Here is a 21342-nt window from a genome sequence, read left to right as displayed (position 1 = left end):
GGGCTACAGAGGACACAACGTATGCTCCGCGGGTCTTGTCGTGCATGCGGGTTTTTTCTCCCCCCCCCCCCCCCCCCCCCCCCCCCGTCCGTGTTCCGTGCGGCCTCATGCGGACGCCCGCGGACCGGGCACGCCCCCACACCGAACGGCCGGGAAACGCCGGGTGCCCGCGCGTGACATGCCAGTGAATTCACCATAGAAGCCGACCTTTCCCCCTCGCCGACCCCCGCCCGCGCTGGTCACTATGACCTCCCCATCCACCTTGCTTCGTCTGGGAGTTGGCCTTGAGCGGCTTTCCCTGGGACACCACGTTGGCCGTCGTCGGTCTGGCCGTCTCCGGCGCCGCGGCCCTGTGGGAGTTCGTCGTCGGCAGCCGGAAGCTCCTCGGCTACCGCGTGCAGATGGACACGACCGCCCAGGACGCGGCCGCCGCGCCGTACGCGGGAGTGCTCCAGCAGATGCAGCACAACGGCACGTCCCTGCACGACCCGTCGTTCGTCCTGCTGCGCATCGAGAACAGCGGGCGGGCCCCGATCGTGGAGGACGACTACCTGGCGCCCGACGGCGCCCGGGCCGGCATCCAGGTCAGGTTCCGGGGGCGCCGGGTCGTCGGCATGGTGGTGACCGAACTCAGCCGCAGTGAACTGCGCGGCTTCTTCGTCCCGTCCGACGACGGCCAGGGCACCCCGCAGCGGGTGCCGGGCCTCGGGGTCAGCGACGGTCTCATCGAGCTGCCCAAGGTGAAGCTCAACCGCCGCGACCACTACAAGGTGCTGGCGGTACTGGAGCGCGAGGCGGGCTTCACGGAGCAGACGTTCCCGGATCCCGAGGTGGTCGGCGGCATCGTGGGCGGCGTCCGCCGCGGCAGGATGCGCAGGACCGAGTACTACCCCTTCGCCGCCCGGCCGGTCCGGGTGCTGCTCGTCCTGCTGGTGCTGGTGCTGATCGGGGAGTCCCTGTTCATGCTGTTGCGCAGCGACCCCAAGCCGGCGCCGCTGGACTGCGCGAAGGGCACGCTCACGCTGTCCGGGTCCACCGCGTTCGCGCCGGTGCTGCGGGAGGCCGCGCGGCAGTACCAGAAGACGTGTCCCGACGCGCACATCCCCCTCTCGGACGACTCCTTCAAGGGGAGCGTCCCGGGCCTCGACGCACTCGACACCGCGGGGAAGAAGGAGAAGCCCGCGGGCATACAGGGCCTCGGCGACCGGCTGACCTTCAGCGACGGCCCGAAGAGCGAGGACGGCCGCCCGCAACTGCTGCCCCGCCCCGTGGCCCTCTCCCTCTTCACCCTGGTGGTCAACCCGGACACGGGCGTGAAGGACCTGTCGCTGAAGCAGATCAGGGACATCTACGCCGGCAGGGTGCGCAACTGGAACCAGGTCGGCGGCAACGACCTGCCCGTCCACCTCGTCAGCCGCAACCCCGGCTCCGGCACCCGCACCACCCTCGAACTCCGCGTGCTCGGCAACAAGCCGCTGCCGGCGGTCACGGCGAGCGACTGTGCGGCCATGGACGCCGGCAGCCCGGGCCGCTGCGAGGTCGGCGACACCCAGACCCTCCTCGACACGGTGGCGTCGACCCCGGGCGCCCTGGGTCACAGCGAGGTCGGCGCGGCCACGGCTCACAGCGGCATCCAGCCCGTCCGCATCGACGGCTACCCGGCCACCCTGGAAGGCGTCGACGACGGCGCGTACCCCTACTGGCAGACCGAGTACGCCTACACCTACGGCGAACCGCCCGCCGACTCCCTGGCCGCCGGCTTCCTGCGCTACCTGTCCAACGAGGTCGGCAAGGACATCATCCGCTCCCACGGCGACCGCCCCTGCGCGGAACTGGACAAGCCCCTGCTGTGCCGCCCGACGTGACGTCCACGGGCGAGGGCGCCGACGCCGCCGTACGGGACGGCGCGGAACTCGCCTTCGCCCCGGCCACGAGGAGCCCCTCCACTTCACCCGCGCCTTCAGAGCCGCGTACGGCATGCCGCCCAGCGACTACCGGGAACGAGCCCTGTCGATGAACCGGTAAGACGCGACGCCGGACCGGTAGACGCAACGGCAAGCAACTGTGGACTCTCCGCCAACGACATCCCGCGGGCCACACGGCAGGCTGAGGCGAGAGCGCCAGGGGACTTCCGGGTGCGCGCGGGCGGGGAGCGCGCACCTTCCCCAGGATCCGCACTCCCGGGGCACCCCACGGGGGAGGGTGCCCCGGGAGGCGTGATGCGTCACGTCCGGGCGGCTACGGGTTCTCCCAGGCCGCCGGCTCCTCCGCCAGCTCGCGTACCGGCTCCGGCAGTGCGCCCGTCGCGATGTCGGCGACCGTGACGCCCTCGAGGATCTTCCGTACGTTCGCCCGCAGCGCGATCCACAGGGGAAGGAGCGGCTGTGCCGACCCCGTGTACGTCAGCCCCGTCGGCCGTTCGCCCCGTACCGACACGATCGGGCCGTCCACCGCGCGGATGACGTCCGCCACGGTGATCGCCGACGCCTCGCGGGCCAGTCCGTAGCCGCCGGACCCGCCGCGCCGGCTGGTCACCAGTCCCGCGCGGCGCAGATCGCCGAGGATCCCCTCCAGGAACTTGTGCGGAATGCCCTGCACGGCGGCGACCGTCTCCGCCTTCACCGGGCCGCCGTCCTGCCGTACGGCCAACTCCAGGACCGCCCGTACCGCGTAATCCGCCCGTGCCGAGATCCTCATGCGGCCATTCTGCTGCCTGCGACAGGTGAGAATCCTCGCGTGGTGATGAGCAGACGTGCATTTCATATGATCACCGGCACCGCCGTGCTCGGTCTGGCGCTCGGCGGGAGCGGTGAGGTGTGCGCCTCGGCGACCGCCCCGGCCGGTACGCCCCCGGATCCGCCGCGGGCGGACGGGCGGGCGCACACCGTCGGCTTCGACCCGTACTCGATGCTCGTCGACGGCCGGCGGGTCGTGCTGTGGTCGGGCGAGATGCACCCCTTCCGGCTGCCCAGTCCCTCGCTGTGGCGGGACGTCCTCCAGAAGATGCGGGCGCACGGCTACAACACCGTCAGCGTCTACGCGGCGTGGAACGTCCACTCCCCCGCCCCCGGCCACCACGACTTCACGGGCGTACGGGACCTCGACCTGTTCCTGCGCACGGCCGCCGAGACCGGGCTGTACGTGACCCTGCGCCCGGGCCCCTACATCAACGCGGAGGTCGACGCGGGCGGCTTCCCCGGCTGGCTGACCGCGACCGGGGGCACGGCCCGCACCTCCGACCCCACCTATCTGAAGTACGTCGACGAGTGGCTGACCGCCGTCAACCGGATCGCCGTACGGCACCTGTACACCCACGGCGGCGGCACCGTCCTGCTCTACCAGCTCGAGAACGAGTACGCGAACCACGTCTCCGAGGCCGCCGGCCGCGACTACATGGCGCACCTGTACGAGAAGGTCCGCGCCGACGGCATCGACGTACCGCTCTTCCACAACGACAAGGGCCGCAACGGCTACTGGGCGCCCGGCACCTTCGACACCGGCGGGGAGCGGGGGCGCTGGCTGTACGGCTTCGACGGGTACCCCTCCCCCTTCCGGCCGCCGCCCGACTGGGGCTGCTTCGGGCCGGGCGGGACGACGGGCGGGTCCACCGCGAGCCCCGGCACGCCCGGTTTCCTGGCCGAGTTCGGGGGCGGCTGGTTCGACCCGTGGGGCGGGGGCGAGTTCGGGGGCAAGGGGTACGCGGAGTCGCGGCGCACCCGGGACGCGGCGTACGAGCGGCGCTTCTACCTGACCAACCTCGCCAACGGCATCAGGCTCCACAACGTCTACATGACGTTCGGCGGCACGTCGTGGGGGTGGCTGCCCGCGCCGGTCGTCTACACCTCGTACGACTACGGCGCCGCCCTCGACGAGGCCAGGCAGCCGACCGCCAAGCTGGTCCCGATGCACCAGATCGGCCACCTGCTGCGCAGCGTGCCGGACCTGGCCGAGCTGGACCGGGCGGACGACGTCGACGTCGGCGGCGGCCCGGCGCTCAAGGCGTATCACCTGGTCGGTCCGGGCACCGGGGCGCACGTGTATGTGCTGCGCAACGACGCGTCCACCGATGCCGAGGCGGCCGTCCCCGTCGCCGGGACCACCGTCCGCGTGCCCGTGCCCGGTCTCGACGCCCGGCTGATCGTCGCCGGGATCTCGCTCGGGCAGCGGACGCTGCGGTACTCCTCCGCGCAGCCGATGCTGCGGCTGGCGGTCGGGCGGCAGGACATCGCCGTGTTCACAGGCCGCTCGGGCGAGGCGACGACGACCGTCCTGGAGTGCGCGCGGGAGCCGAGGGTGACCGTGCTGGAGGGCGAGGCCGAACACGCGTACGCGAAGGGCGCCCTGCGCGTGGACGTCCGGCTCGGTGGGCTCACCCGGGTGCTGGTGGAGGACGCAGGCGTGGCACGTCCGCTGCTGCTGCTCCTCGCGGACGACGAGACATCCGTACGGTTGTGGCCGCACCACACACCGTCGGGGCCCTTCCTGGTGTACGGACCTGCCCTGCTTCGCACCGCGGACCGTCGTGACACCACCGCGCGGCTCACCGGCGACACGATCGGCGAGGCGGAACTGGAGGTGTGGGCGCCGTCCGAGGTGACCGAGGTCGTCTGGAACGGGACGCCCGTGCCCGCGCACGGCACCCCGTCCGGCAGTCTGCGCGCCTCGCGGCGGCTGCCGGGCGCGGCCCCGGTCCGGCTGCCCGCGCTGACCGGGTGGCGCCGGAAGGCGGAGAACCCCGAGGCGGCCGCCGGCTTCGACGACTCGGCGTGGCGGACGGCGGACCGGGCGACGTCGTACGCCACGACTCCGGTGCCCGACGGACAGCCCGTGCTGTTCGCCGACGACTACGGCTTCCACTACGGGGACGTCTGGTACCGGGGCCGTTTCGAGGGCGCGGCGGGCGCCGGCTCCGTCTCACTGGCGTACGTCACCGGCACGCAGGGGTTGCTGATGGCGTGGCTGGACGGGAAGCCGCTGGGCACGCACCGGATGCCCGTGCCGGACGCGAAGACGGTGCGGAAGGGGACGTGGTCGGCGACGGCGACGTTCCCGATCGCGCCGGGCGACGGCCCGCATGTGCTGTCCGTGCTGGTCCGGCGCATGCAGCACGACGAGGACGGCGGGGCGAACGACACCCACAAGGCGGGCCGGGGGCTGCTGTCCGTCACCTTCGACGGGGCGTCGCCCGCCGTGCGCTGGCGGATCCAGGGCGAGGCCGCCCCCGACCCGGTGCGCGGACCGCTGAACAACGGCGGGCTGTACGGGGAGCGGCACGGCTGGCACCTGCCCGGGTTCCCGGACGGCGGCTGGGAGGCGGTCCGCCTGCCGCGTGCCGAGCGGGGGCAGGGTGTGGTCTGGTACCGGACGGGGTTCCGGCTGGCCGTGGATCCGGGCACGGACGCGTCCATCGGGCTCACCCTGACGGACGATCCCGCCCGCGCCTACCGGGTGCAGATCTTCCTCAACGGCTGGAACATGGGCCAGTACATCAACGACGTGGGTCCCCAGCACACCTTCGTGCTGCCGAACGGTGTGCTCGACACCCAGGGCGTGAACACGCTCGCGCTGGCGGTCCTCGCCGACGGGACGACGCCGTCGGGGCCGGGGGGCGTCGAGTTGACGCTGCTGGGGCGGGCGGCCGGCGGAGTCCCCGTGACACGGGTGGACTCCCCCGGCTTTTCCGGCTCCCCCGGTGCCCCCGGCTCCGGCTCCGGCTCCGGCTCCGGCTAGGCGAGCCGGATCACGTTCCAGGACAGCGGTTCCAGGACGGTGGTGAGGGTGCCGTCGCTCAGGGTGGTCCCGGAGACCCGGTGCGGGGCCACCCGCTCGGGGTCGCTCGACGTGTTGCGCGCGTCGGGGTCGGCGTCGGCGAGCGCGCTGTGCTCGACGACCGACTTCAACTCCAGGCCGTGGAGGGCCACTTCGAGCGGCAGGGGTTCGGTGCGGCCGCGGTTGACGGCGAAGACGGTGACCGAGCCGTCCTCGGCGCGCACGGCGGTGGCGTGCAGCAGGTCGGTCTCGCCGTACTTCTCGGTGATGTAGGCCGGCGAGTCCACACGCACGTCGAGGACCCGTCCGCGGCCGTACTTCGAGGCCTGCGCGAACGGGAAGAACGTCGTCTGCCGCCACGCCGGGCCGCCCGGCTCCGTCATGATCGGGGCGATCACGTTGACGAGCTGGGCGAGGCAGGCGACCGTCACACGGTCGGCGTGCCGCAGCAGGGCGATGAGCAGCGAGCCGAAGACGACGGCGTCCAGGACGCTGTAGTTGTCCTCCAGCAGGCGCGGAGCCTCGGGCCAGTCGTTCGGGTCGCCGGCCTCGGCCTGTTCCTGCGAGCGGGACATGTACCAGACGTTCCACTCGTCGAAGGAGAGGTTGATCCTCTTCTTCGACTTCAGGCGCGCGCCCACGTGGTCGCAGGTGGCGACCACGTTCTCGATGAAGGACTCCATGTCGACGGCGGACGCGAGGAAGGAGTCGACGTCGCCGTCGGTGGGCTCGTAGTAGGCGTGCAGGGAGATGTAGTCGACGAGGTCGTACGTCTCCTTCAGGACCGTCGCCTCCCACTCGGCGAAGGTCGGCATGCCCTGCCCGGAGGAGCCGCAGGCGACCAGTTCCACGGACGGGTCGATCTGGCGCATGGCGCGGGCGGTCTCGGCGGCGACGCGGCCGTACTCCTCCGCCGTCTTGTGCCCGGTCTGCCAGGGGCCGTCCATCTCGTTGCCGAGGCACCACAGCCGGATGCCGAAGGGGTCCTTGTCGCCGTGGGAGATCCGCAGGTCGGACAGGGCGGTGCCGGCGGGGTGGTTGGCGTACTCCTGGAGTTCCAGGGCCTCCGCGACCGAGCGGGTGCCGAGGTTCAGCGCCATCATCGGCTCGGCCTGCGGGCCGATCTTCCTGAGGAAGGCGATGTACTCGGACAGGCCGAAGCGGTTGGTCTCCGTGGAGTGCCAGGCGAGGTCGAGGCGGCGCGGCCGCGACTCGGCGGGGCCGACCGAGTCCTCCCACTTGTAGCCGGAGACGAAGTTGCCGCCGGGGTAGCGGATGGCGGTGACGCCCAGTTCGCGGACGAGGTCCAGGACGTCGGTGCGCATTCCGGCCTCGTCCGCCGCCGGGTGGCCGGGTTCGTAGATGCCGGTGTAGACGCAGCGGCCGAGGTGTTCGACGAAGGAGCCGAAGAGACGGGGGCTGACCTCGCCGACGGTGAAGGCGGGGTCCAGGGTGAAGCGGGCGGTGCGCTTGCTCATGGGGTCCTTTCAGGAGGGCTGCCGGAGCGTGGGCCAGCCGTCGCGTGTCCAGCCGAGCGGGTTCAGGCCCAGCTTGGGCGTGCCGTTGTCGTCCGCGTCGTAGTAGTGGTACGCGATCCAGTCCGTGCCGTGGTCGCGGAAGACCGACTCCCCGCCGGGGCCGATGCAGCGGCCGTGGGAGGCGAGGAACAGGTCGCCGCCGCCGTCGAGCAGGGGGGTGCCGGTGCTGTCGGTGTAGGGGCCGGTCACGGACGTGGACCTGCCGACCCTGGTCTTGTAGGTGGAGTTCACTCCGGCGCAGCAGGCGTCGTAGGAGGCGAACAGGTAGTAGTAGCGGCCGTGCCGGACCACGTGGGCGCCCTCGACGGCGTACGGGGCGTCCGGGCGGGTCGCCAGATGGTGCACCGTCGCGCCGGGGATCGCCTTGCCGGTGAGTCTGAGGCGCTTCAACGGGCGGTCTCCTTATGGGAGAGCTGCGTGACGTGCTGCCGACCGAGGCATGTCCGGTATTTCGGATGATGCTCGTAAGTTCGGACGGGACCGTAGAGTGAAAGCGGTTTCGCGTCAATGGATCGGACGAGATCCGCCCCGCCGGCACGACTCAGGGCCCCCGCCCGGTCTCGACCGGGCGGGGGCCCTGAGCGGACGGGGGGTCAGCCGGCGAACGCGGGCTGGGCCAGGCCCTTTCCGGCGCCGGGGACGACGAGGAGCGAGCCGGCGAGCGGGTGCGGCGCGTCCAGCCCCGTGCGGGCCGTGGTGATGTACAGGTCGGCCAGGTCGGCGCCCCCGAACGCACAGGCGGTGGGGCGCTCGACGGGCAGTTCCAGGACGCGGTCCAGCTCCCCGGACGGGGTGTAGCGGTGGACCGCGCCGCCGTCCCACAGAGCGACCCACACACAGCCGTCGGCGTCGACGGTCAGCCCGTCCGGGAAGCCGCGGTCGACGTGCGCGAGGGTGCGCCTGCCCGCGGGGATCCCGTCGTCGTCCACGTCGAAGACGTCGACGCGGCGGGTCGGCGAGTCGATGTAGTACATCAGCCGGCCGTCGGGGCTCCAGCCGGTGCCGTTGCTGACGGCGACGTCGTCCAGGACGGTGCGGACGGCGCCCTCGCCGGTGATCCGGGACAGGGTGCCGCCGCCCGGCGCCTCGTCGTAGCGCATGGTGCCGGCCCACAGGGAGCCGTCCGGCGCGACGGCCGCGTCGTTGCCGCGGCGGCCGGGGACGGGCTCGCGGTGCAGCCAGCGGAAGGTGCCGTCGGCGTCACGCAGGCCCACCCCGTCACGGAGGTTGAGCACCAGGCCGCCGCCGGCGCGCGGCTTGGCGGCGCCCACGTGCTGCTCGGTGGTCATGACCGTGCGGCGCCCGGAAACGGGGTCGTACGTGTGTACCCGTGAGCCCAGGATGTCCACCCAGATCAGCCGCCCGCCGACGGCGTCCCACGTCGGGCCCTCGCCGAGGGCCGCCTCTTCGCGTACGGCGAGCTCGTACGCCGTCGTCATGCCGCGCTCCGGTGGCCGAGCCGCTCGGAGAGTTCCGCGGCGCCCTTCGCGGCGAGCTCCTCCAGCTCGGCGCGGCGCTCGTCGCTCCAGCGGATCATGGGGACGGAGATGGACAGCGCGGCGACGACCTGCCCGGTGCGGTCGCGCACGGGGGCGGCGACGCAGCTCACGTCGGGGTTGGACTCGCGGCTCTCCACGGCGATGCCGCGGGCGCGGATCTGCGCCAGGGCCTCGCGCAGCGCCTCCGGGTCGGTGATGCTGTTGGGAGTCATCGCGACCAGCTCGGCGCCGTCCGGGATGCGGGCGGCGAGTTCCGGCTCGGGCAGGGACGCGAGGAGCATCTTGCCGACGGAGGTGCAGTGGGCGGGGAGCCGGCGCCCGGCAGCGGACACCATGCGGACGGCGTGCGTGGAGTCGACCTTGGCGATGTAGATGACGTCGGTGCCCTCGAGGATGGCCACGTGGACGGTCTCGTCGCAGGTCTCGGCCACGGACCGGGCGACCTGCAGGCCCTCGGCCGCGAGGTCGAGCTGCTCGGCGTAGCGGCTGCCGAGCTGGTACGGGCGGACGCCCAGGCGGTAGCGTCCCGGCTGCCCCGGCACCGGCACGATGTACGAGCGCGCGGCGAGCGTGGTGACGAGCTCGTGCACGGTGGTGCGCGGCAACTGGAGCTTGCGCACGATGTCGGGGGCGGACAGCGTGCCGTCCCCGTCGAGGAAGAGCTCCAGGATGTCGAGAGCCCGGGTGACGGCAGGTACGAGGCGTCCCACGACCGGCCCCCTCTCCATGTTCGAAATATCAACTGACGATCGGCATGACGAACACAGGCTAGTCATAGTGCGCTGGTGCGGCAATGGTCGTGCGAAGTGTGGGATTCCGCTGGATCGAGGGAGCCGGCTCGGCGAGTCGGCTCGGCGCGTCGGCGAGGATGGAGCACATGCCGTCCGCCTTCACGCCCCGTGACTTCCAGCTCGTCCTGCTGCGCCGCATGGCCGACCACAATCCGGGCCTGGTCGAGGACGCCCGCCGTGAACTGGGCGTCTCGATCGCGGACATGCGCGAGGCCAACAAACGCTGGCAGGCGATGGTCCGCTCGCCCCGCTCCCGTTCGGCCCTCTCCCGGTACCGCTCCGTCCTGGGCGATCCGGAGTCCACGACACCGCGCCGCATCGGCGACCTCGACTGCGACGCCCTGCTGTGGCCCCTCCCGCTCTGGCCGGACCTGCGCTTCGAGGTGCTGGTCGCGCCGAACGGCGTGGTGTGGAACGAGTGGCTGGTACGGGCCCCGGGCGCGCCGTCGCCCAAGCTGGAGACCCTGGAGGACCTGACCCCCTGGTCCTGCACCGTCGACGAGGCGGCCCGCGCCTTCGCGCCCGCCCGCCCCCTGGAGGGCACCGCCCCCACCCGCTGGGGCCTGGCCTTCACCGCCCCGGACGCGAGGGGCGTGCGCCGTCAGGTCGCCGCCGAGTTCACATGGGGGCTGTTGCAGCGGGTGGGCGTCAGCGGGCAGCCGTGAGGACAGCCTCCACCACCCGCGCCACCGACCCCGTGTGCAGCGAAAGGAACAGGTTGGGCTCCACCAGTTCCAGTTCCATCACGCACGGCCGCCCGTCCGCGCCGTCCACCAGGTCGACGCGGGCGTACAGCAGGTCACTCCGGCCCGGTACGGCGGCCAGGGCGCGTTCGGCGGTGGCGAGTTCGGCCGGGGTCGGGGTCCAGGGCTCCAGGCCCGGGTGGGCCGTCTTCCTCTCGTCGTACGGGGTGCCGGGCGCGAGGACGGCACCCTTCCGGCTGGCGTGCAGCAGTCCCCCGCCGAAGAACTGCAGCGCCCGCTCCCCGCTCACGTCGATGCCCTGCACATAGGGCTGCACCATCGCCGTGAACCCCTCGGCGTGCATGCGGGCGAGCTGCCGTACGGCGGTGTCGTGCTCCCCCGGCGTGTAGCGCGCCGCGAACCGGGCGCCCGCGCCGGAGGTCGGCTTGACGACGTACTCGTGGTCGTCGGGCAGGTCGGCGGGGTCGCCGGGGGCGATGTACCGCGTGGGGACGACGGGGACCCCCGCGGCGGCCAGGTCCCCGAGGTACCGCTTGTCGGCGTTCCAGCGCACGACCTCCGCCGGATTGGCCAGCCGTGTGGCCTTCCCGCACCGCTCGGCCCACGCGGTGAACTCGGCAGCCCGCCAGCTGTAGTCCCAGGTGGACCGGATCACGGCCAGGTCGTAGCCCGCCCAGTCGACGTCCGCGTCGTCCCAGTACACGGCGTCGGCCTCGGCCCCCGCCGCCCGCAACTCCCGCAGGAGCACCGGCAGATCACGGTCGACGCTGACCTCGGGCCCGGGACGGCAGGTGACGAGCGCGACTCGGGCCACGTAAGGACTCCTGTTCGTATGACGGATGTTCCACGACGATTCCTCCGCGCAGGCTAACAACAGTGCGTGGAACCCGGCACGGGCCGTTGACCTTCACCTTTGGTGAAGCCCCAGCATCGGTGGCGGAACGGACGAGGAATGGCGGAAGGGCGGGGTGCGGCGGTGGAGATGCTGACGATCGGGGCGTTCGCGAAGGCGTGCCGGCTGTCGCCGAAGGCGCTCAGGCTCTACGACGAGCTGGACCTGCTGCGCCCGGCCCGGGTGGACCCGGAGACCGGCTACCGCTACTACGCCGCCGGCCAGCTCGAGCGGGCTCGGCTGGTGGCGTGGCTGCGGCGGCTCGGTATGCCGCTGGCGCGCATCCGGCAGGTGTGCGCGCTGGACGACGCGGGCGCCGCCCGGGAGATCCGCGCCTACTGGGCGCGGGTCGAGGCGGAGACGGCCGCGCGCCGGGAGCTGGCGGCGTTCCTCGTGGACCACCTCTCGCACCACTCGAGGAAGGACACCACCATGCTGGAACTGCGCTACTCGGCCCTCTCGGACCCCGGTCTGGTCCGCACGGCCAACCAGGACACGGCGTACGCGGGCGCCCGTGTCCTCGCGGTGGCCGACGGGTTCGGCTCCGGGGGCGCGCCCGCGAGCACGGCCGCCGTCGAGGCACTGCGGCACCTGGACCGGGAGCCACTGCCCGCGGGCGGTGTGCTGAACCTGCTGGAGGACGCGGTGCAGGGCGCCACCCGGGCGGTGCGGGACGCGGCCGGGGCGGACGCCGGGGCGGGCACCACCCTCACCGCGGCGGTGTGGACCGGCTCGCAGCTCGCCCTCGTCCACATCGGCGACTCGCGCGCGTATCTGCTGCGCGACGGCGAACTGTTCCGGATCACGCACGACCACACGGTCGTCCAGTCGATGATCGACGAGGGCCGGCTGACGCCGGAGGAGGCCGCTGCCCATCCTCAACGGGCCTTGCTGCTCAAGGCGTTGACCGGTGGTGACGACGCCGGTGCCGTGCCCGACCTGCGGCTGCACGACGCGTTGCCGGGCGACCGCTACCTGCTGTGCTCCGACGGCCTGTCCGGGGTCGTCCCGGACGGGGAGATCCGCGCCACGCTCGGGTCGGCCCCGGCCCCGGACGACGCGGTACGCGCCCTGGTGGCCGCGGCCAACGCGGCCGGTGGTCCGGACAACGTGAGCTGCGTGGTGGCGGAGGTGGTGGAGGCCGCATAGCGGACGGGGCTGTGCGGCACGATGAGTGGGTACGTCCCGTGCGTACGCCCGCCTCGACGCAAGGAGTGCCCGCGTGTCCTCCCTCTTTCCGGCGCTGTCCGATCCCTCGGCCGGGCGGCGGCCCGCCCTGCGGTTCGGGGAGCGTGGCCTGACCTGTGCGGAGCTGGCCTCGGCGGCGGGTGCGCTCGCCGGGCGGATCGGCGGGGTGACGGGGGTCCCCCCTGCTCATGGGGGTCCTCCCGCTCGAGCGAAGTCGAGAGTGGGGGACAAGTCGGGAGCTCGGGGAAGGGTGGCACTGTGGGCCACGCCCACCCTGGAGACCGCCGTCGCGGCGGTGGCCGCGCTGAGCGCCGGTGTGCCCTTCGTCCCGCTCAACCCCAAGTCCGGTGAGCGGGAACTCGGGCACATCCTGGCGGACAGCGCGCCGTCGCTGGTGCTGGCCGCGCCCGGTGACGAACTGCCCGGCGCGCTCGGCGGGCTGGAGCGCGTGGACGTCGACGTGCACGGCTCGGGGGTTCTCCCCAAGGACGCGACCGGCGACGAGGACCCCGCCCTCGTCGTCTACACCTCCGGCACCACCGGACCGCCCAAGGGCGCCGTCATCCCCCGCCGTGCCGTCGCCACCACGCTCGACGCGCTCGCGGACGCCTGGCAGTGGACCGGCGACGACGTGCTCGTGCACGGGCTGCCGTTGTTCCATGTGCACGGGCTGGTGCTGGGGATCCTCGGGCCCCTCAGGCGCGGCGGGTCCGTACGGCACCTGGGCCGGTTCAGTACGGACGGTGTGGCGCGGGAGCTGAGCGAGGGCGCGACCATGCTGTTCGGCGTGCCGACGATGTACCACCGCATCGCCGAGGCCCTGCCCGCCGATCCCGAGCTGGCCAAGGCGCTCGCCGGGGCCCGGCTGCTGGTCTCCGGGTCCGCGGCGCTGCCGGTGCACGACCACGAGCGGATCGCCGCGGCGACCGGCCGCCGGGTCGTCGAGCGGTACGGGATGACGGAGACGCTGATGAACACGAGCGTGCGGGTCGACGGGGAGCCGCGCGCGGGGACGGTGGGGGTTCCGCTGCCGGGTGTGGAGCTGCGCCTGGTGGAGGAGGACGGGGCCGTCATCGACGCCTGGGACGGGGAGAGCGTCGGGGAGATCCAGGTGCGCGGGCCGAACCTGTTCACCGGGTACCTCAACCGGCCCGACGCCACCGCCGCCGCGTTCACCCCCGACGGCTGGTTCCGCACCGGGGACATGGCGGTGCGCGAGTCCGACGGGTATGTGCGGATCGTGGGGCGCAAGGCGACCGACCTCATCAAGAGCGGCGGTTACAAGATCGGGGCCGGGGAGATCGAGAACGCGCTCCTCGAGCACCCGGGCGTCCGGGAGGCCGCCGTCACCGGGGAGCCCGACGACGACCTGGGCGAGCGGATCGTCGCCTGGGTGGTGCCCGCGGATCCGGCGGCACCGCCCGCTGCCGACGAGCTGGCCGGCCATGTGGCCCGCCGGCTCGCCCCGCACAAGCGTCCCCGTGCCGTGCGGTACCTGGACGCCCTGCCCCGCAACGACATGGGGAAGATCATGAAGCGGGCACTGCCGGATGCCTGAACGCCTGTCCGCACGGGACGCCCTCGCCCTCGTCACCGGTGACTTCACGGAACTCCCCGCCCCGGCGCGCGCCGCGCGGCCCGACGGTCCGCTCGGGTGGCCCGGCTACGACGCCTCCCGCGCCCGCGCCGCCGCACGCACCGGCGAGGAGGAGTCCGTCGTCTGCGGGCACGGCACCGTCGGCGGCACCCCGGCCGTGCTGATCGCGTTCGAGTTCGGCTTCCTCGGCGGCTCCCTGGGCGAGGGCACCGGGGACCGGCTGGAGGCGGCCCACCGGTACGCGCGTGAGCGGCGGCTCCCCGTCGTCTCGCTGGTCGCGACGGGCGGCAGCCGGATGCAGGAGGGCATGCTCGCGCTGACCCAGTTGCAGCGCGTGGCCCGCCAGTCGGCGCTCACCCGGGCGGCCGGGCTGCCCCAGCTCGCGGTCCTGCGGGACCCGACGACGGGCGGCGGCTGGGCCACGCTGGGCGCGGGCGCCGACGTGGTGCTGGCCCTGCCGGGGGCCCAGGTCGGTTTCGCGGGCTCCCGGGTGCGCCCGCCGGACGCGGACCCGGCCGCGTACACCGCCGAGGCGCAGCTCGCGGCGGGCACCGTCGACGCGGTCGTACGGCCCGGGGAGCTGCCTCGGACGCTGGGCCGCTGGCTGGCCCTGCTGACGGCACCCTCGGCCGAGCCCGCCCCCGTGCCCCGCGCGCTCGGCCGGACGGACCTGCCGGCCACCGGCTGGGACGCGGTGCGGCGCGCCCGCGACCCGCAGCGCCCCCGTGCGCACGCCTACCTGGACGCCTACTTCACCCGCCGGGCGGCCATCGGCGGCGACCGCTCGGGCGGCACCGACCCGGACGGCATGCTGTGCGGCTTCGGCACCCACGACGGCCGGACCATCGCCTACGCGGCCCAGACCGGCGCCGCGACCCGGCCCGCCGGATACCGTACGGCCGCCCGGCTGATCCGCCTGGCGGACCGGCTGTCCGTCCCGGTGCTGACGCTGGTGGACACGCCGGGCGCCGCCAACGACGCCGAGGCCGAACGGCAGGGGGCCGGTGCCGCGATCGCGGACCTGTTCGCCGCGGTCGCCACCGCCCGTACGCCCATCACCACGCTGGTCGTCGGCGAGGGCGGCTCGGGCGGCGCCCTGGCGCTGGCCGCGCCCGGCAACACCTGGGTCACGCCGGACGGCTACTTCTCCGTGATCGCCCCGGAGCTCGCCGCCGCGATACTCAAGCGCCCGCCGGAGCAGGTGCGGGAGACGGCCGACCAGCTCCGTGTCCGCCCCCAGGACCTGGTCGCCCTCGGGGTCGTACGCGGGATCGCCGACGCCGCCACGTGACGGGCGGGCGCCTGCGGCCACATGACGGGCGGGCGACCGCGGCTACGTGACGGGCGGGCGACCGCGGCTACGTGACGGGCGGGCGCCGTACAAGGTCCCGGGCGCACGACGCGCCCACGACCACCCGCCCGGACCACCACGAGGGGCGAGGCCCCGCGTGACCCCCGAGGATGCTGAGAAGAGGCCCGCCGTCCGGCGGCCGCCCGCGGTCCGTTCTCGGGAGGTACCGCCCATGACCGTCAGCCTGGAGCAGCTGCGCCGCTGCCACTTCGCCGTCGACCTGGGCGCGGCGCGGACCCGCGTCTACGTCAAGGGCGCCGGTCTGGTGGTGGACCAGCCCAGTGCGGCGGCCGTGAACACCCGCACGGGGGCGCTGATCGCGGTCGGCGAGTTCGCCGAGAAGATGACGGGCCGCACGCCCTCGTACATCCGAGTGGTGCGGCCGGTCTCCGGCGGCACCGTCGTCGACATCGAGATGGCCCAGCGCATGTTGCGCCATCTCCTCGGCGAGAAGCTGCGCCGCAGCCTGCGCCGCAAGCCCCGGCTGCGGGCCGCCGCCTGCACCCCGCACGACGCGGACCCGCTGGCCCAGCGCGCGGCCGTGGAGACGCTGGTCGGGCTGGGGGCGCGCAGGGTGGAGCTGGTGGACACGCTCGTCGCGGCGGCCGTCGGGTGCGGGCTGCCCGTCGAGCAGCCCGAAGCCTCCATGATCATGGTGTGCGGGGCCGCGGCGACGCAGATCGCGGTGCTGTCGCTGGGGAACATCGTGACCGCCGAGCGGATCCCGGTGGGCGGTGAGGCCGTCGATCACGCCATAGTGCAACATCTGCGACACGAGCACGCGTTGATCCTGCCGAGCCAGTCCGTACGGCCGTTGCGGCTCGCCCTGTGCGCGGGCGGGCTCACCCCGGACGGGCCCGACTCCACCGAGATCATGGGGCGGGACGTGGCGACCGGTCTCGCCCGCTCCGTGAAGGTCGACACGGCGGCCGTGCGGGTCGCCATCCAGACCCCGCTGACCGCCGTCCTCGACGGCATCGGCAAGGTGTTGCGGGACTGCCCGCCCGACCTGGTGGCCGACCTCGCCGACCGCGGGATCATGATGGTCGGGGGCAGCGCGCTGCTGCCGGGGCTCGACGACATGCTGCGCCAGGCGACCGGCATGCCCGTGCACATCGCCGAACGGCCCGACGTCTGCGCGGTCCAGGGCCTGGGCGCGATGCTGGAGGGCAGGATCCAGCCGCTGACCCTCGACCCGCTGGCGGCCTGACGGGTGGACGTCGGGCGGCGTACGCGCGGCCTGGGCGCTGAGCGGCGGGCGGTGTCCGTACGATGGGCGCCATGACATCCGGCGCGCGCACCCGCTCGTCGGTGAGCCGTGCCTCCGTGCGCCGGGTGCTGCTGATGCTGGCGGTACTGGCCGGAGTGCTGGCCATGCACGCGCTGTCGCCGTCCGGGACGCCCGCGGCGGGACAGCACGTCATGACGGGCGCGCCCGGTGCGGCCGCGCACCAGGCGGCATCCGCCCGCGCGGACGACTGCGCGTGCCCCCGTCTGTCGGACGCCGGCCATGACGGGATGGGCATGGACCACGGCGGCGGCACCTGTGCGGCCGGGGGGACCGCCGCGTCCTACGTCCCGCCCGCCCTGCTGCCCGCGCTCACGGTCCCCGGGGAGTGCGCCGCGGCCGTGCCCGCTCGTCCGGTCGCGCGGAGTACCGACGGCCGGGCCCCGCCCGACCTGTCCGAACTACAGCTTCTGCGGATCTAGAGACGCCCGCACGGCACCCGTCCTCCGGTGGCGTGCTCCGCGCCGTCCCACGATCCGTTCTTCCCGCGCGCCCGCGCGGGTGTTCCAAGGAGCTGTACGTCTCATGGCATTTCGCCGTTCCACGATCCGCCGTTCCCCGCTCCGCCGTGCCGCCGTGCTGGCCGCGGCCGCGACCGCCGCGGTGGTGCTGACCGCCTGCGGCGGCGGCAGTGACTCCTCCGCGTCGTCCTCCGCCTCCCCGTCCGGCTCCGGCCACGACATGGGGTCGATGTCCTCCACCGCCCCCTCGGGCACCGCCTCCGCGGCACAGGGCGGCCACAACGCCCAGGACGTGACGTTCGCGCAGGAGATGATCCCGCACCACCGCCAGGCCGTCGCGATGGCCGAACTGGCCCCGTCACGGGCCGCCTCCAAGGACGTCAAGGACCTCGCCGCGAGGATCCGCAAGGCGCAGGACCCGGAGATCGCCACCATGTCGGGCTGGCTGAAGGCGTGGGGCGCGAAGGTCCCCGACGACGGCGCGTCCGGTATGGAGAGCATGCCGGGTATGGACCACTCCGGCTCGTCGATGCCCGGCATGATGTCGGACGGGGACATGAAGAAGTTGGAGAAGCTGTCGGGTGACGCCTTCGACAAGGCGTTCCTGCAGATGATGGTCGGCCACCACGAGGGCGCGATCGCCATGGCGAGGACCGAGCAGGCCAAGGGCGCCTACGCCCCCGCGCAGACGATGGCGAAGTCGATCGTCACCTCGCAGTCGGCCGAGATCACCGAGATGAAGAAGATGCTCGGTAGGCGGTAGGCGGCAGGCCCGGCGGCGTTCCGGGGCGGCGGTTCGGCCGCCGCCCCGGAAACGGCGGGGCCGCCGGCCCGCGCGAGAGGCGCGGGCCGGCGGCCCCGTTCGGGCTGCGGCTCAGAAGGAGACGCTGACGCCGGCCTGGTGGTACGCGCCGACGGCACCGACGGTGCCCAGGGCCACGCCCTCGACCGTGCCGACCTGAGCGAGGACGTCCGCGTCGCTGACCGACGTGGAGCCGACGGACGCGCTGGCGTGCGGGGCCAGGCCGCCGGAGACGTTGTCGAGCTCGGCGTCGGAGATCTCGGCGGTGTGAACCTGGGGAGCGGAGTTCATGATGGAACTTCCCTTCACATGTGTGTTCCGCAAGGGGGGAGCGTCCCGCTGGGGACAGGTGGCGGGCCGCGGCCGCAGGCGTGCGGCGTCCGTTTCCGGCCACCCTTCGCACGACCCCGCGGCGCCAGCGATCAAAGCACGGAGTGCGACCGGCTATCCACTCAACCGACGCTGTGACCAGGGTGGTTGACCGCGCGAGCGGCGCATCCGTAAAGGCGCGCGCACGAATTGGGGCCGGTTTCTCCACACGCTGCGCGCAGCCGGGGCGGTGCCGGCGTCTCCCCGGCGATGCGGAACAGGACAATCCGCTCCATCAGAGCGCGCCCCGGCAGGCGAAGATGGAGATCCCTCGCACCTCGTGCCGCGGTTGCGCATTCGCGGTGCAGATTCACCGAACCCGGTGTGACCGCCGGCCGGCCCCGCGAATCACGCCGAGGCGGTGATCCGGGTCGACGGCGGAAGGGACTGCCGAACGCGACGCGTCCACGGCCCTTTTGACGCTTTCGAAAGGTTTCGCAAGGGACTGCAAACCATTGACTCTTGATGCGGACAGGTCAACATTGCAGACCACATCCCGGCTTCGCACGAGGAGGAGGAACCCGCGCATGACCGTCCCACCCCCACAGCGGACATCCCGCAGGGCCGCCTGCGTCATGCTGCTCGGCGCCGCGTCGGCGCTGGCCCTGCCCGGTACCGCCCGCGCCGCGACCGTCATCACCACGAACCGGACCGGCACCGACAACGGCTTCTACTACTCGTTCTGGACCGACTCACAGGGCACGGTCTCCATGACCCTGGGCTCCGGCGGCAACTACAGCACGAGCTGGCGGAACACCGGGAACTTCGTCGCCGGCAAGGGCTGGAGCAACGGCTCACGCAGGACCGTGCGCTACTCGGGCAGCTTCAACCCGTCCGGCAACGGCTACCTGTCCCTCTACGGGTGGACGTCGAACCCGCTCGTCGAGTACTACATCGTCGACAACTGGGGCACCTACCGGCCGACCGGCACATACAAGGGCACGGTCACCAGCGACGGCGGCACGTACGACATCTACCAGACGACGCGGTACAACGCGCCGTCCGTCGAAGGCGTCAGGACCTTCAACCAGTACTGGAGCGTGCGGCAGTCGAAGCGGACGGGCGGCACCATCACCACCGGCAACCACTTCGACGCCTGGGCCCGCGCCGGAATGCCCCTCGGCAGCTTCACGTACTACATGATCCTCGCGACCGAGGGATACCAGAGCAGTGGGAGCTCCACCATCACGGTGTCGGCATGAGCCCCGCCGGGCCGCGTCGGACCGCACGCGCCCTGACGACGGCCCTGGCCGCGTCGGCGCTGGCCGCGACTGCCACCCTCACCGTCCACACCGCCCCGGCGCGGGCCGCCGGCTGCACCGGGTACGTCGGGCTCACCTTCGACGACGGCCCGTCCGGAAACACGCCCGCCCTGCTGGACGCGCTGAAGCGGAACGGGCTGCGGGCGACCATGTTCAACGAGGGCCGGTACGCCGCCGCCTACCCGGCCGAGGTCAAGGCCCAGGTCGCGGCCGGCATGTGGGTCGGCGACCACAGCTACACGCACCCGCACCTGACCCGGCTCGGCCGGTCGGAGATCGACTCGGAGATCTCCCGCACCCAGCGGGCCGTCGCGGCCGCGGGCGGCGGCACGCCGAAGCTGTTCCGGCCGCCGTACGGCGAGACCGACTCCACGGTCAGGGCGGTGGAGGCCGAGTACGGCCTGACCGAGATCATCTGGGACGTGGACTCGCAGGACTGGAACGGCGCCGGTACGGACGCGATCGTGCGGGCCGCCGGGCGGCTCACCAACGGCCAGATCATCCTCATGCACGACTGGGCCGCCGACACGCTCGCCGCGATCCCGCGCATCGCGCAGGGGCTGGCCGCCCGCGGTCTGTGCGCCGGCGCCATCTCCCCGCAGACGGGCCGCGCGGTGGCACCCTAGCCGCCGGCCGACTCGGATCGACGGCGGTCGGGTGCGCCGGTACGCCCGGCGGGCGGGGCCGCCGGGCGGGCCACGCGATCTTGATCCGCGCGAGTGAACAGGGGGCGCCACGCAGGCGTGGCGCCCTTCGCTCGTGCGTCTCCGCGGATAGAAACGCTTCTGCGCGTGGAGCGCCTGGTGGGGCGGGTGGGACTCGAACCCACGGCCGACGGATTATGAGTCCGCTGCTCTAACCGGCTGAGCTACCGCCCCGTCGCGGCGCGTCGCGTACATGTGTGCGCGCCGTCTGCCGCAGCATAGCCGCTCATACGATCTCCTGCTTCGGATGGTCGTCTTCCGGCGGCCCTGCATGACCTTGAGGACTTCCCCGCGGACGCGGCGGTTCCCCCGGACATGAAAAAGGACCCCGAAGGGTCCTCGTTCACCATGCTCCCCCGACTGGACTCGAACCAGTAACCTGCCGGTTAACAGCCGGCTGCTCTGCCAATTGAGCTACGGAGGACCGAGCTCCCCCGACTGGACTCGAACCAGTAACCTGCCGGTTAACAGCCGGCTGCTCTGCCAATTGAGCTACGGAGGAATGCCTCGTCGCATCGAACGTACCTCCCTGGGTATCCGCCAGGGGGCGCTCGCTCGCTGCGACACATACATTAGCGCAAGCAGGGGGGTGCTCCGCCAACCGGTACTCCCCACGACCGGCGCCCACGCAAAGGGACGACGCAGACGCAAGGGAAGGATGGCCGCCATGCGCTATCGGCTCACGTTCGTCGCCGGGCTGGTGCTGGGCTATGTGCTGGGCACACGGGCCGGGCGCGAGCGTTACGAGCAGTTGAAGAAATCCGCCCGTCAGGTCGCGCAGAACCCGGCCGTGCGCAACACCGCCGAGACCGCCGCCCACCAGGGCCGCGAGATCGCCGGGAAGGCCCTGCACGCCGTGGGCGCCAGGGTGGGCGACCACATGCCCGACTCGGTCGCCGACCGTGTGCGCTCGCTGCGGGAACGCGGCACGAACGGCAGCGGCCCGGACGACTGGGGCACCAGCAACAGCTGACCCGGGCGGGGATCGACGACGGCGGGGGGGGGGGGGGGGGGCCGCCCCCCCCCCCCCCCTTCCCCCCCCCCCCCCCCCCCCCCCCACCACAAACCCCCCCCCCCCCCCCCCCCCTCCCCTCTCCCCCCCCCCCCCCCCCTCCCCCCCCCCCCCG

Annotated in this window: 18 protein-coding genes, 3 tRNA genes and 1 pseudogene; 12 read left to right on the top strand and 10 right to left on the bottom strand. The window is 73.1% G+C overall.

The annotated features are described in order from the left end of the window. The first annotated feature begins 284 nt into the window (after positions 1-284). Positions 285-1865 carry a substrate-binding domain-containing protein gene (locus ACZ4SW_RS05905; RefSeq protein WP_468238439.1) on the top strand — a complete coding sequence of 527 codons (1581 nt, stop codon included), beginning with the start codon at positions 285-287 and terminating at the stop codon, positions 1863-1865. Positions 1866-2238: 373 nt separating this feature from the next. Here the strand turns inward: ACZ4SW_RS05905 and ACZ4SW_RS05900 are convergent, their stop codons facing one another. Next, the gene (locus tag ACZ4SW_RS05900; RefSeq protein ID WP_468238437.1) at positions 2239-2697 is read right to left on the bottom strand and encodes an RrF2 family transcriptional regulator; all 459 of its coding nucleotides are present in this window, start codon (positions 2695-2697) and stop codon (positions 2239-2241) included. 39 nt (positions 2698-2736) lie between these two features. Between ACZ4SW_RS05900 and ACZ4SW_RS05895 the strand changes: the two genes are divergently transcribed. Beyond that, positions 2737-5730: a beta-galactosidase gene (locus ACZ4SW_RS05895; RefSeq protein WP_468238435.1), complete on the top strand. Its 2994-nt coding sequence runs from the start codon at positions 2737-2739 to the stop codon at positions 5728-5730. Here the strand turns inward: ACZ4SW_RS05895 and arfA are convergent. The 4 genes and pseudogenes from arfA to ACZ4SW_RS05875 form a co-directional block, all read right to left on the bottom strand. Next, positions 5727-7247 carry an arabinosylfuranosidase ArfA gene (gene arfA / locus ACZ4SW_RS05890; protein ID WP_468238432.1) on the bottom strand — a complete coding sequence of 507 codons (1521 nt, stop codon included), beginning with the start codon at positions 7245-7247 and terminating at the stop codon, positions 5727-5729. The genes ACZ4SW_RS05895 and arfA overlap by 4 nt on opposite strands. A 9-nt stretch (positions 7248-7256) precedes the next feature. Further along, a pseudogene (locus ACZ4SW_RS05885) lies at positions 7257-7679 on the bottom strand (family 43 glycosylhydrolase); the annotation flags it as partial. A 221-nt stretch (positions 7680-7900) separates the two neighbouring features. Next, positions 7901-8746 carry an SMP-30/gluconolactonase/LRE family protein gene (locus ACZ4SW_RS05880; RefSeq protein ID WP_468238430.1) on the bottom strand — a complete coding sequence of 282 codons (846 nt, stop codon included), beginning with the start codon at positions 8744-8746 and terminating at the stop codon, positions 7901-7903. Continuing rightward, entirely contained in the window at positions 8743-9516 is a 774-nt protein-coding gene (locus ACZ4SW_RS05875; RefSeq protein ID WP_468238428.1) for an IclR family transcriptional regulator, read from the bottom strand. Before ACZ4SW_RS05875 ends, ACZ4SW_RS05880 begins: the two co-directional genes overlap by 4 nt. A 158-nt stretch (positions 9517-9674) precedes the next feature. Here ACZ4SW_RS05875 and ACZ4SW_RS05870 point away from each other — a divergent pair, with 158 nt between their 5' ends. Continuing rightward, positions 9675-10262: a hypothetical protein gene (locus ACZ4SW_RS05870; protein ID WP_468238522.1), complete on the top strand. Its 588-nt coding sequence runs from the start codon at positions 9675-9677 to the stop codon at positions 10260-10262. On the opposite strand, the gene ACZ4SW_RS05865 is transcribed toward ACZ4SW_RS05870, so the two are convergent. Beyond that, complete coding sequence (locus ACZ4SW_RS05865; RefSeq protein ID WP_468238426.1) at positions 10246-11115, bottom strand: ATP-grasp domain-containing protein; 870 nt, start codon at positions 11113-11115, stop codon at positions 10246-10248. The two genes, ACZ4SW_RS05870 and ACZ4SW_RS05865, sit on opposite strands and share 17 nt — an antisense overlap. A gap of 162 nt (positions 11116-11277) precedes the next feature. Between ACZ4SW_RS05865 and ACZ4SW_RS05860 the strand changes: the two genes are divergently transcribed. From ACZ4SW_RS05860 to ACZ4SW_RS05835, 6 genes are all read left to right on the top strand, one after another. Continuing rightward, positions 11278-12342 carry a MerR family transcriptional regulator gene (locus tag ACZ4SW_RS05860; RefSeq protein ID WP_468238520.1) on the top strand — a complete coding sequence of 355 codons (1065 nt, stop codon included), beginning with the start codon at positions 11278-11280 and terminating at the stop codon, positions 12340-12342. Between the two features lie 73 nt (positions 12343-12415). Continuing rightward, positions 12416-13939: an acyl-CoA synthetase gene (locus ACZ4SW_RS05855; protein WP_468238424.1), complete on the top strand. Its 1524-nt coding sequence runs from the start codon at positions 12416-12418 to the stop codon at positions 13937-13939. After that, positions 13932-15269, top strand: a complete 1338-nt coding sequence (locus tag ACZ4SW_RS05850; RefSeq protein WP_468238421.1) for a carboxyl transferase domain-containing protein — start codon at positions 13932-13934, stop codon at positions 15267-15269. Before ACZ4SW_RS05855 ends, ACZ4SW_RS05850 begins: the two co-directional genes overlap by 8 nt. Positions 15270-15501: 232 nt before the next feature. Then, entirely contained in the window at positions 15502-16539 is a 1038-nt protein-coding gene (locus ACZ4SW_RS05845) for a rod shape-determining protein (protein ID WP_468238419.1), read from the top strand. A 71-nt stretch (positions 16540-16610) separates the two neighbouring features. After that, positions 16611-17039, top strand: a complete 429-nt coding sequence (locus ACZ4SW_RS05840; RefSeq protein WP_468238417.1) for a DUF6153 family protein — start codon at positions 16611-16613, stop codon at positions 17037-17039. A gap of 103 nt (positions 17040-17142) precedes the next feature. Next, the gene (locus ACZ4SW_RS05835) at positions 17143-17841 is read left to right on the top strand and encodes a DUF305 domain-containing protein (protein WP_468238415.1); all 699 of its coding nucleotides are present in this window, start codon (positions 17143-17145) and stop codon (positions 17839-17841) included. Positions 17842-17952: 111 nt separating this feature from the next. Here ACZ4SW_RS05835 and ACZ4SW_RS05830 read toward each other — a convergent pair whose 3' ends face one another. Continuing rightward, on the bottom strand, positions 17953-18171 hold the full coding sequence (locus ACZ4SW_RS05830) for a hypothetical protein (protein WP_468238412.1): 219 nt from the start codon (positions 18169-18171) through the stop codon (positions 17953-17955). Positions 18172-18776: 605 nt separating this feature from the next. Here ACZ4SW_RS05830 and ACZ4SW_RS05825 point away from each other — a divergent pair. Continuing rightward, positions 18777-19451, top strand: coding sequence for a glycoside hydrolase family 11 protein (locus ACZ4SW_RS05825; protein ID WP_468238410.1), 675 nt, complete (start codon positions 18777-18779; stop codon positions 19449-19451). Beyond that, positions 19448-20137, top strand: a complete 690-nt coding sequence (locus ACZ4SW_RS05820; RefSeq protein ID WP_468238407.1) for a polysaccharide deacetylase family protein — start codon at positions 19448-19450, stop codon at positions 20135-20137. The genes ACZ4SW_RS05825 and ACZ4SW_RS05820 overlap by 4 nt, the downstream gene beginning before the upstream one ends. A 175-nt stretch (positions 20138-20312) precedes the next feature. On the opposite strand, the gene ACZ4SW_RS05815 is transcribed toward ACZ4SW_RS05820, so the two are convergent. The 3 genes from ACZ4SW_RS05815 to ACZ4SW_RS05805 form a co-directional block, all read right to left on the bottom strand. After that, positions 20313-20389, bottom strand: a tRNA-Ile gene (locus ACZ4SW_RS05815). Positions 20390-20566: 177 nt separating this feature from the next. After that, a tRNA-Asn gene (locus tag ACZ4SW_RS05810) sits at positions 20567-20639 on the bottom strand. Positions 20640-20644: 5 nt separating this feature from the next. Beyond that, a tRNA-Asn gene (locus ACZ4SW_RS05805) sits at positions 20645-20717 on the bottom strand. Between the two features lie 165 nt (positions 20718-20882). Between ACZ4SW_RS05805 and ACZ4SW_RS05800 the strand changes: the two genes are divergently transcribed. After that, positions 20883-21188 (top strand): YtxH domain-containing protein, encoded by a 306-nt coding sequence (locus ACZ4SW_RS05800; protein WP_468238405.1) that lies wholly within the window; start codon positions 20883-20885, stop codon positions 21186-21188. Positions 21189-21342: the final 154 nt, after the last annotated feature.

This window comes from Streptomyces sp. NPDC028331 (genome assembly GCF_055565775.1).
The sequence above is the reverse complement of the archived record's forward strand: the minus strand, read 5'-3'. Positions and strand labels throughout refer to the sequence as shown.

Bases quoted from the DNA above. Each gene is read 5' to 3' on its own strand.
- ACZ4SW_RS05900 (WP_468238437.1), bottom strand. From the start codon at position 2,697: ATGAGGATCTCGGCACGGGCGGATTACGCGGTACGGGCGGTCCTGGAG.
- arfA (WP_468238432.1), bottom strand. From the start codon at position 7,247: ATGAGCAAGCGCACCGCCCGCTTCACCCTGGACCCCGCCTTCACCGTC.
- ACZ4SW_RS05880 (WP_468238430.1), bottom strand. From the start codon at position 8,746: ATGACGACGGCGTACGAGCTCGCCGTACGCGAAGAGGCGGCCCTCGGC.
- ACZ4SW_RS05870 (WP_468238522.1), top strand. From the start codon at position 9,675: ATGGAGCACATGCCGTCCGCCTTCACGCCCCGTGACTTCCAGCTCGTC.
- ACZ4SW_RS05850 (WP_468238421.1), top strand. From the start codon at position 13,932: ATGCCTGAACGCCTGTCCGCACGGGACGCCCTCGCCCTCGTCACCGGT.
- ACZ4SW_RS05845 (WP_468238419.1), top strand. From the start codon at position 15,502: ATGACCGTCAGCCTGGAGCAGCTGCGCCGCTGCCACTTCGCCGTCGAC.
- ACZ4SW_RS05840 (WP_468238417.1), top strand. From the start codon at position 16,611: ATGACATCCGGCGCGCGCACCCGCTCGTCGGTGAGCCGTGCCTCCGTG.
- ACZ4SW_RS05835 (WP_468238415.1), top strand. From the start codon at position 17,143: ATGGCATTTCGCCGTTCCACGATCCGCCGTTCCCCGCTCCGCCGTGCC.
- ACZ4SW_RS05830 (WP_468238412.1), bottom strand. From the start codon at position 18,171: ATGAACTCCGCTCCCCAGGTTCACACCGCCGAGATCTCCGACGCCGAG.
- ACZ4SW_RS05825 (WP_468238410.1), top strand. From the start codon at position 18,777: ATGACCGTCCCACCCCCACAGCGGACATCCCGCAGGGCCGCCTGCGTC.
- ACZ4SW_RS05820 (WP_468238407.1), top strand. From the start codon at position 19,448: ATGAGCCCCGCCGGGCCGCGTCGGACCGCACGCGCCCTGACGACGGCC.
- ACZ4SW_RS05800 (WP_468238405.1), top strand. From the start codon at position 20,883: ATGCGCTATCGGCTCACGTTCGTCGCCGGGCTGGTGCTGGGCTATGTG.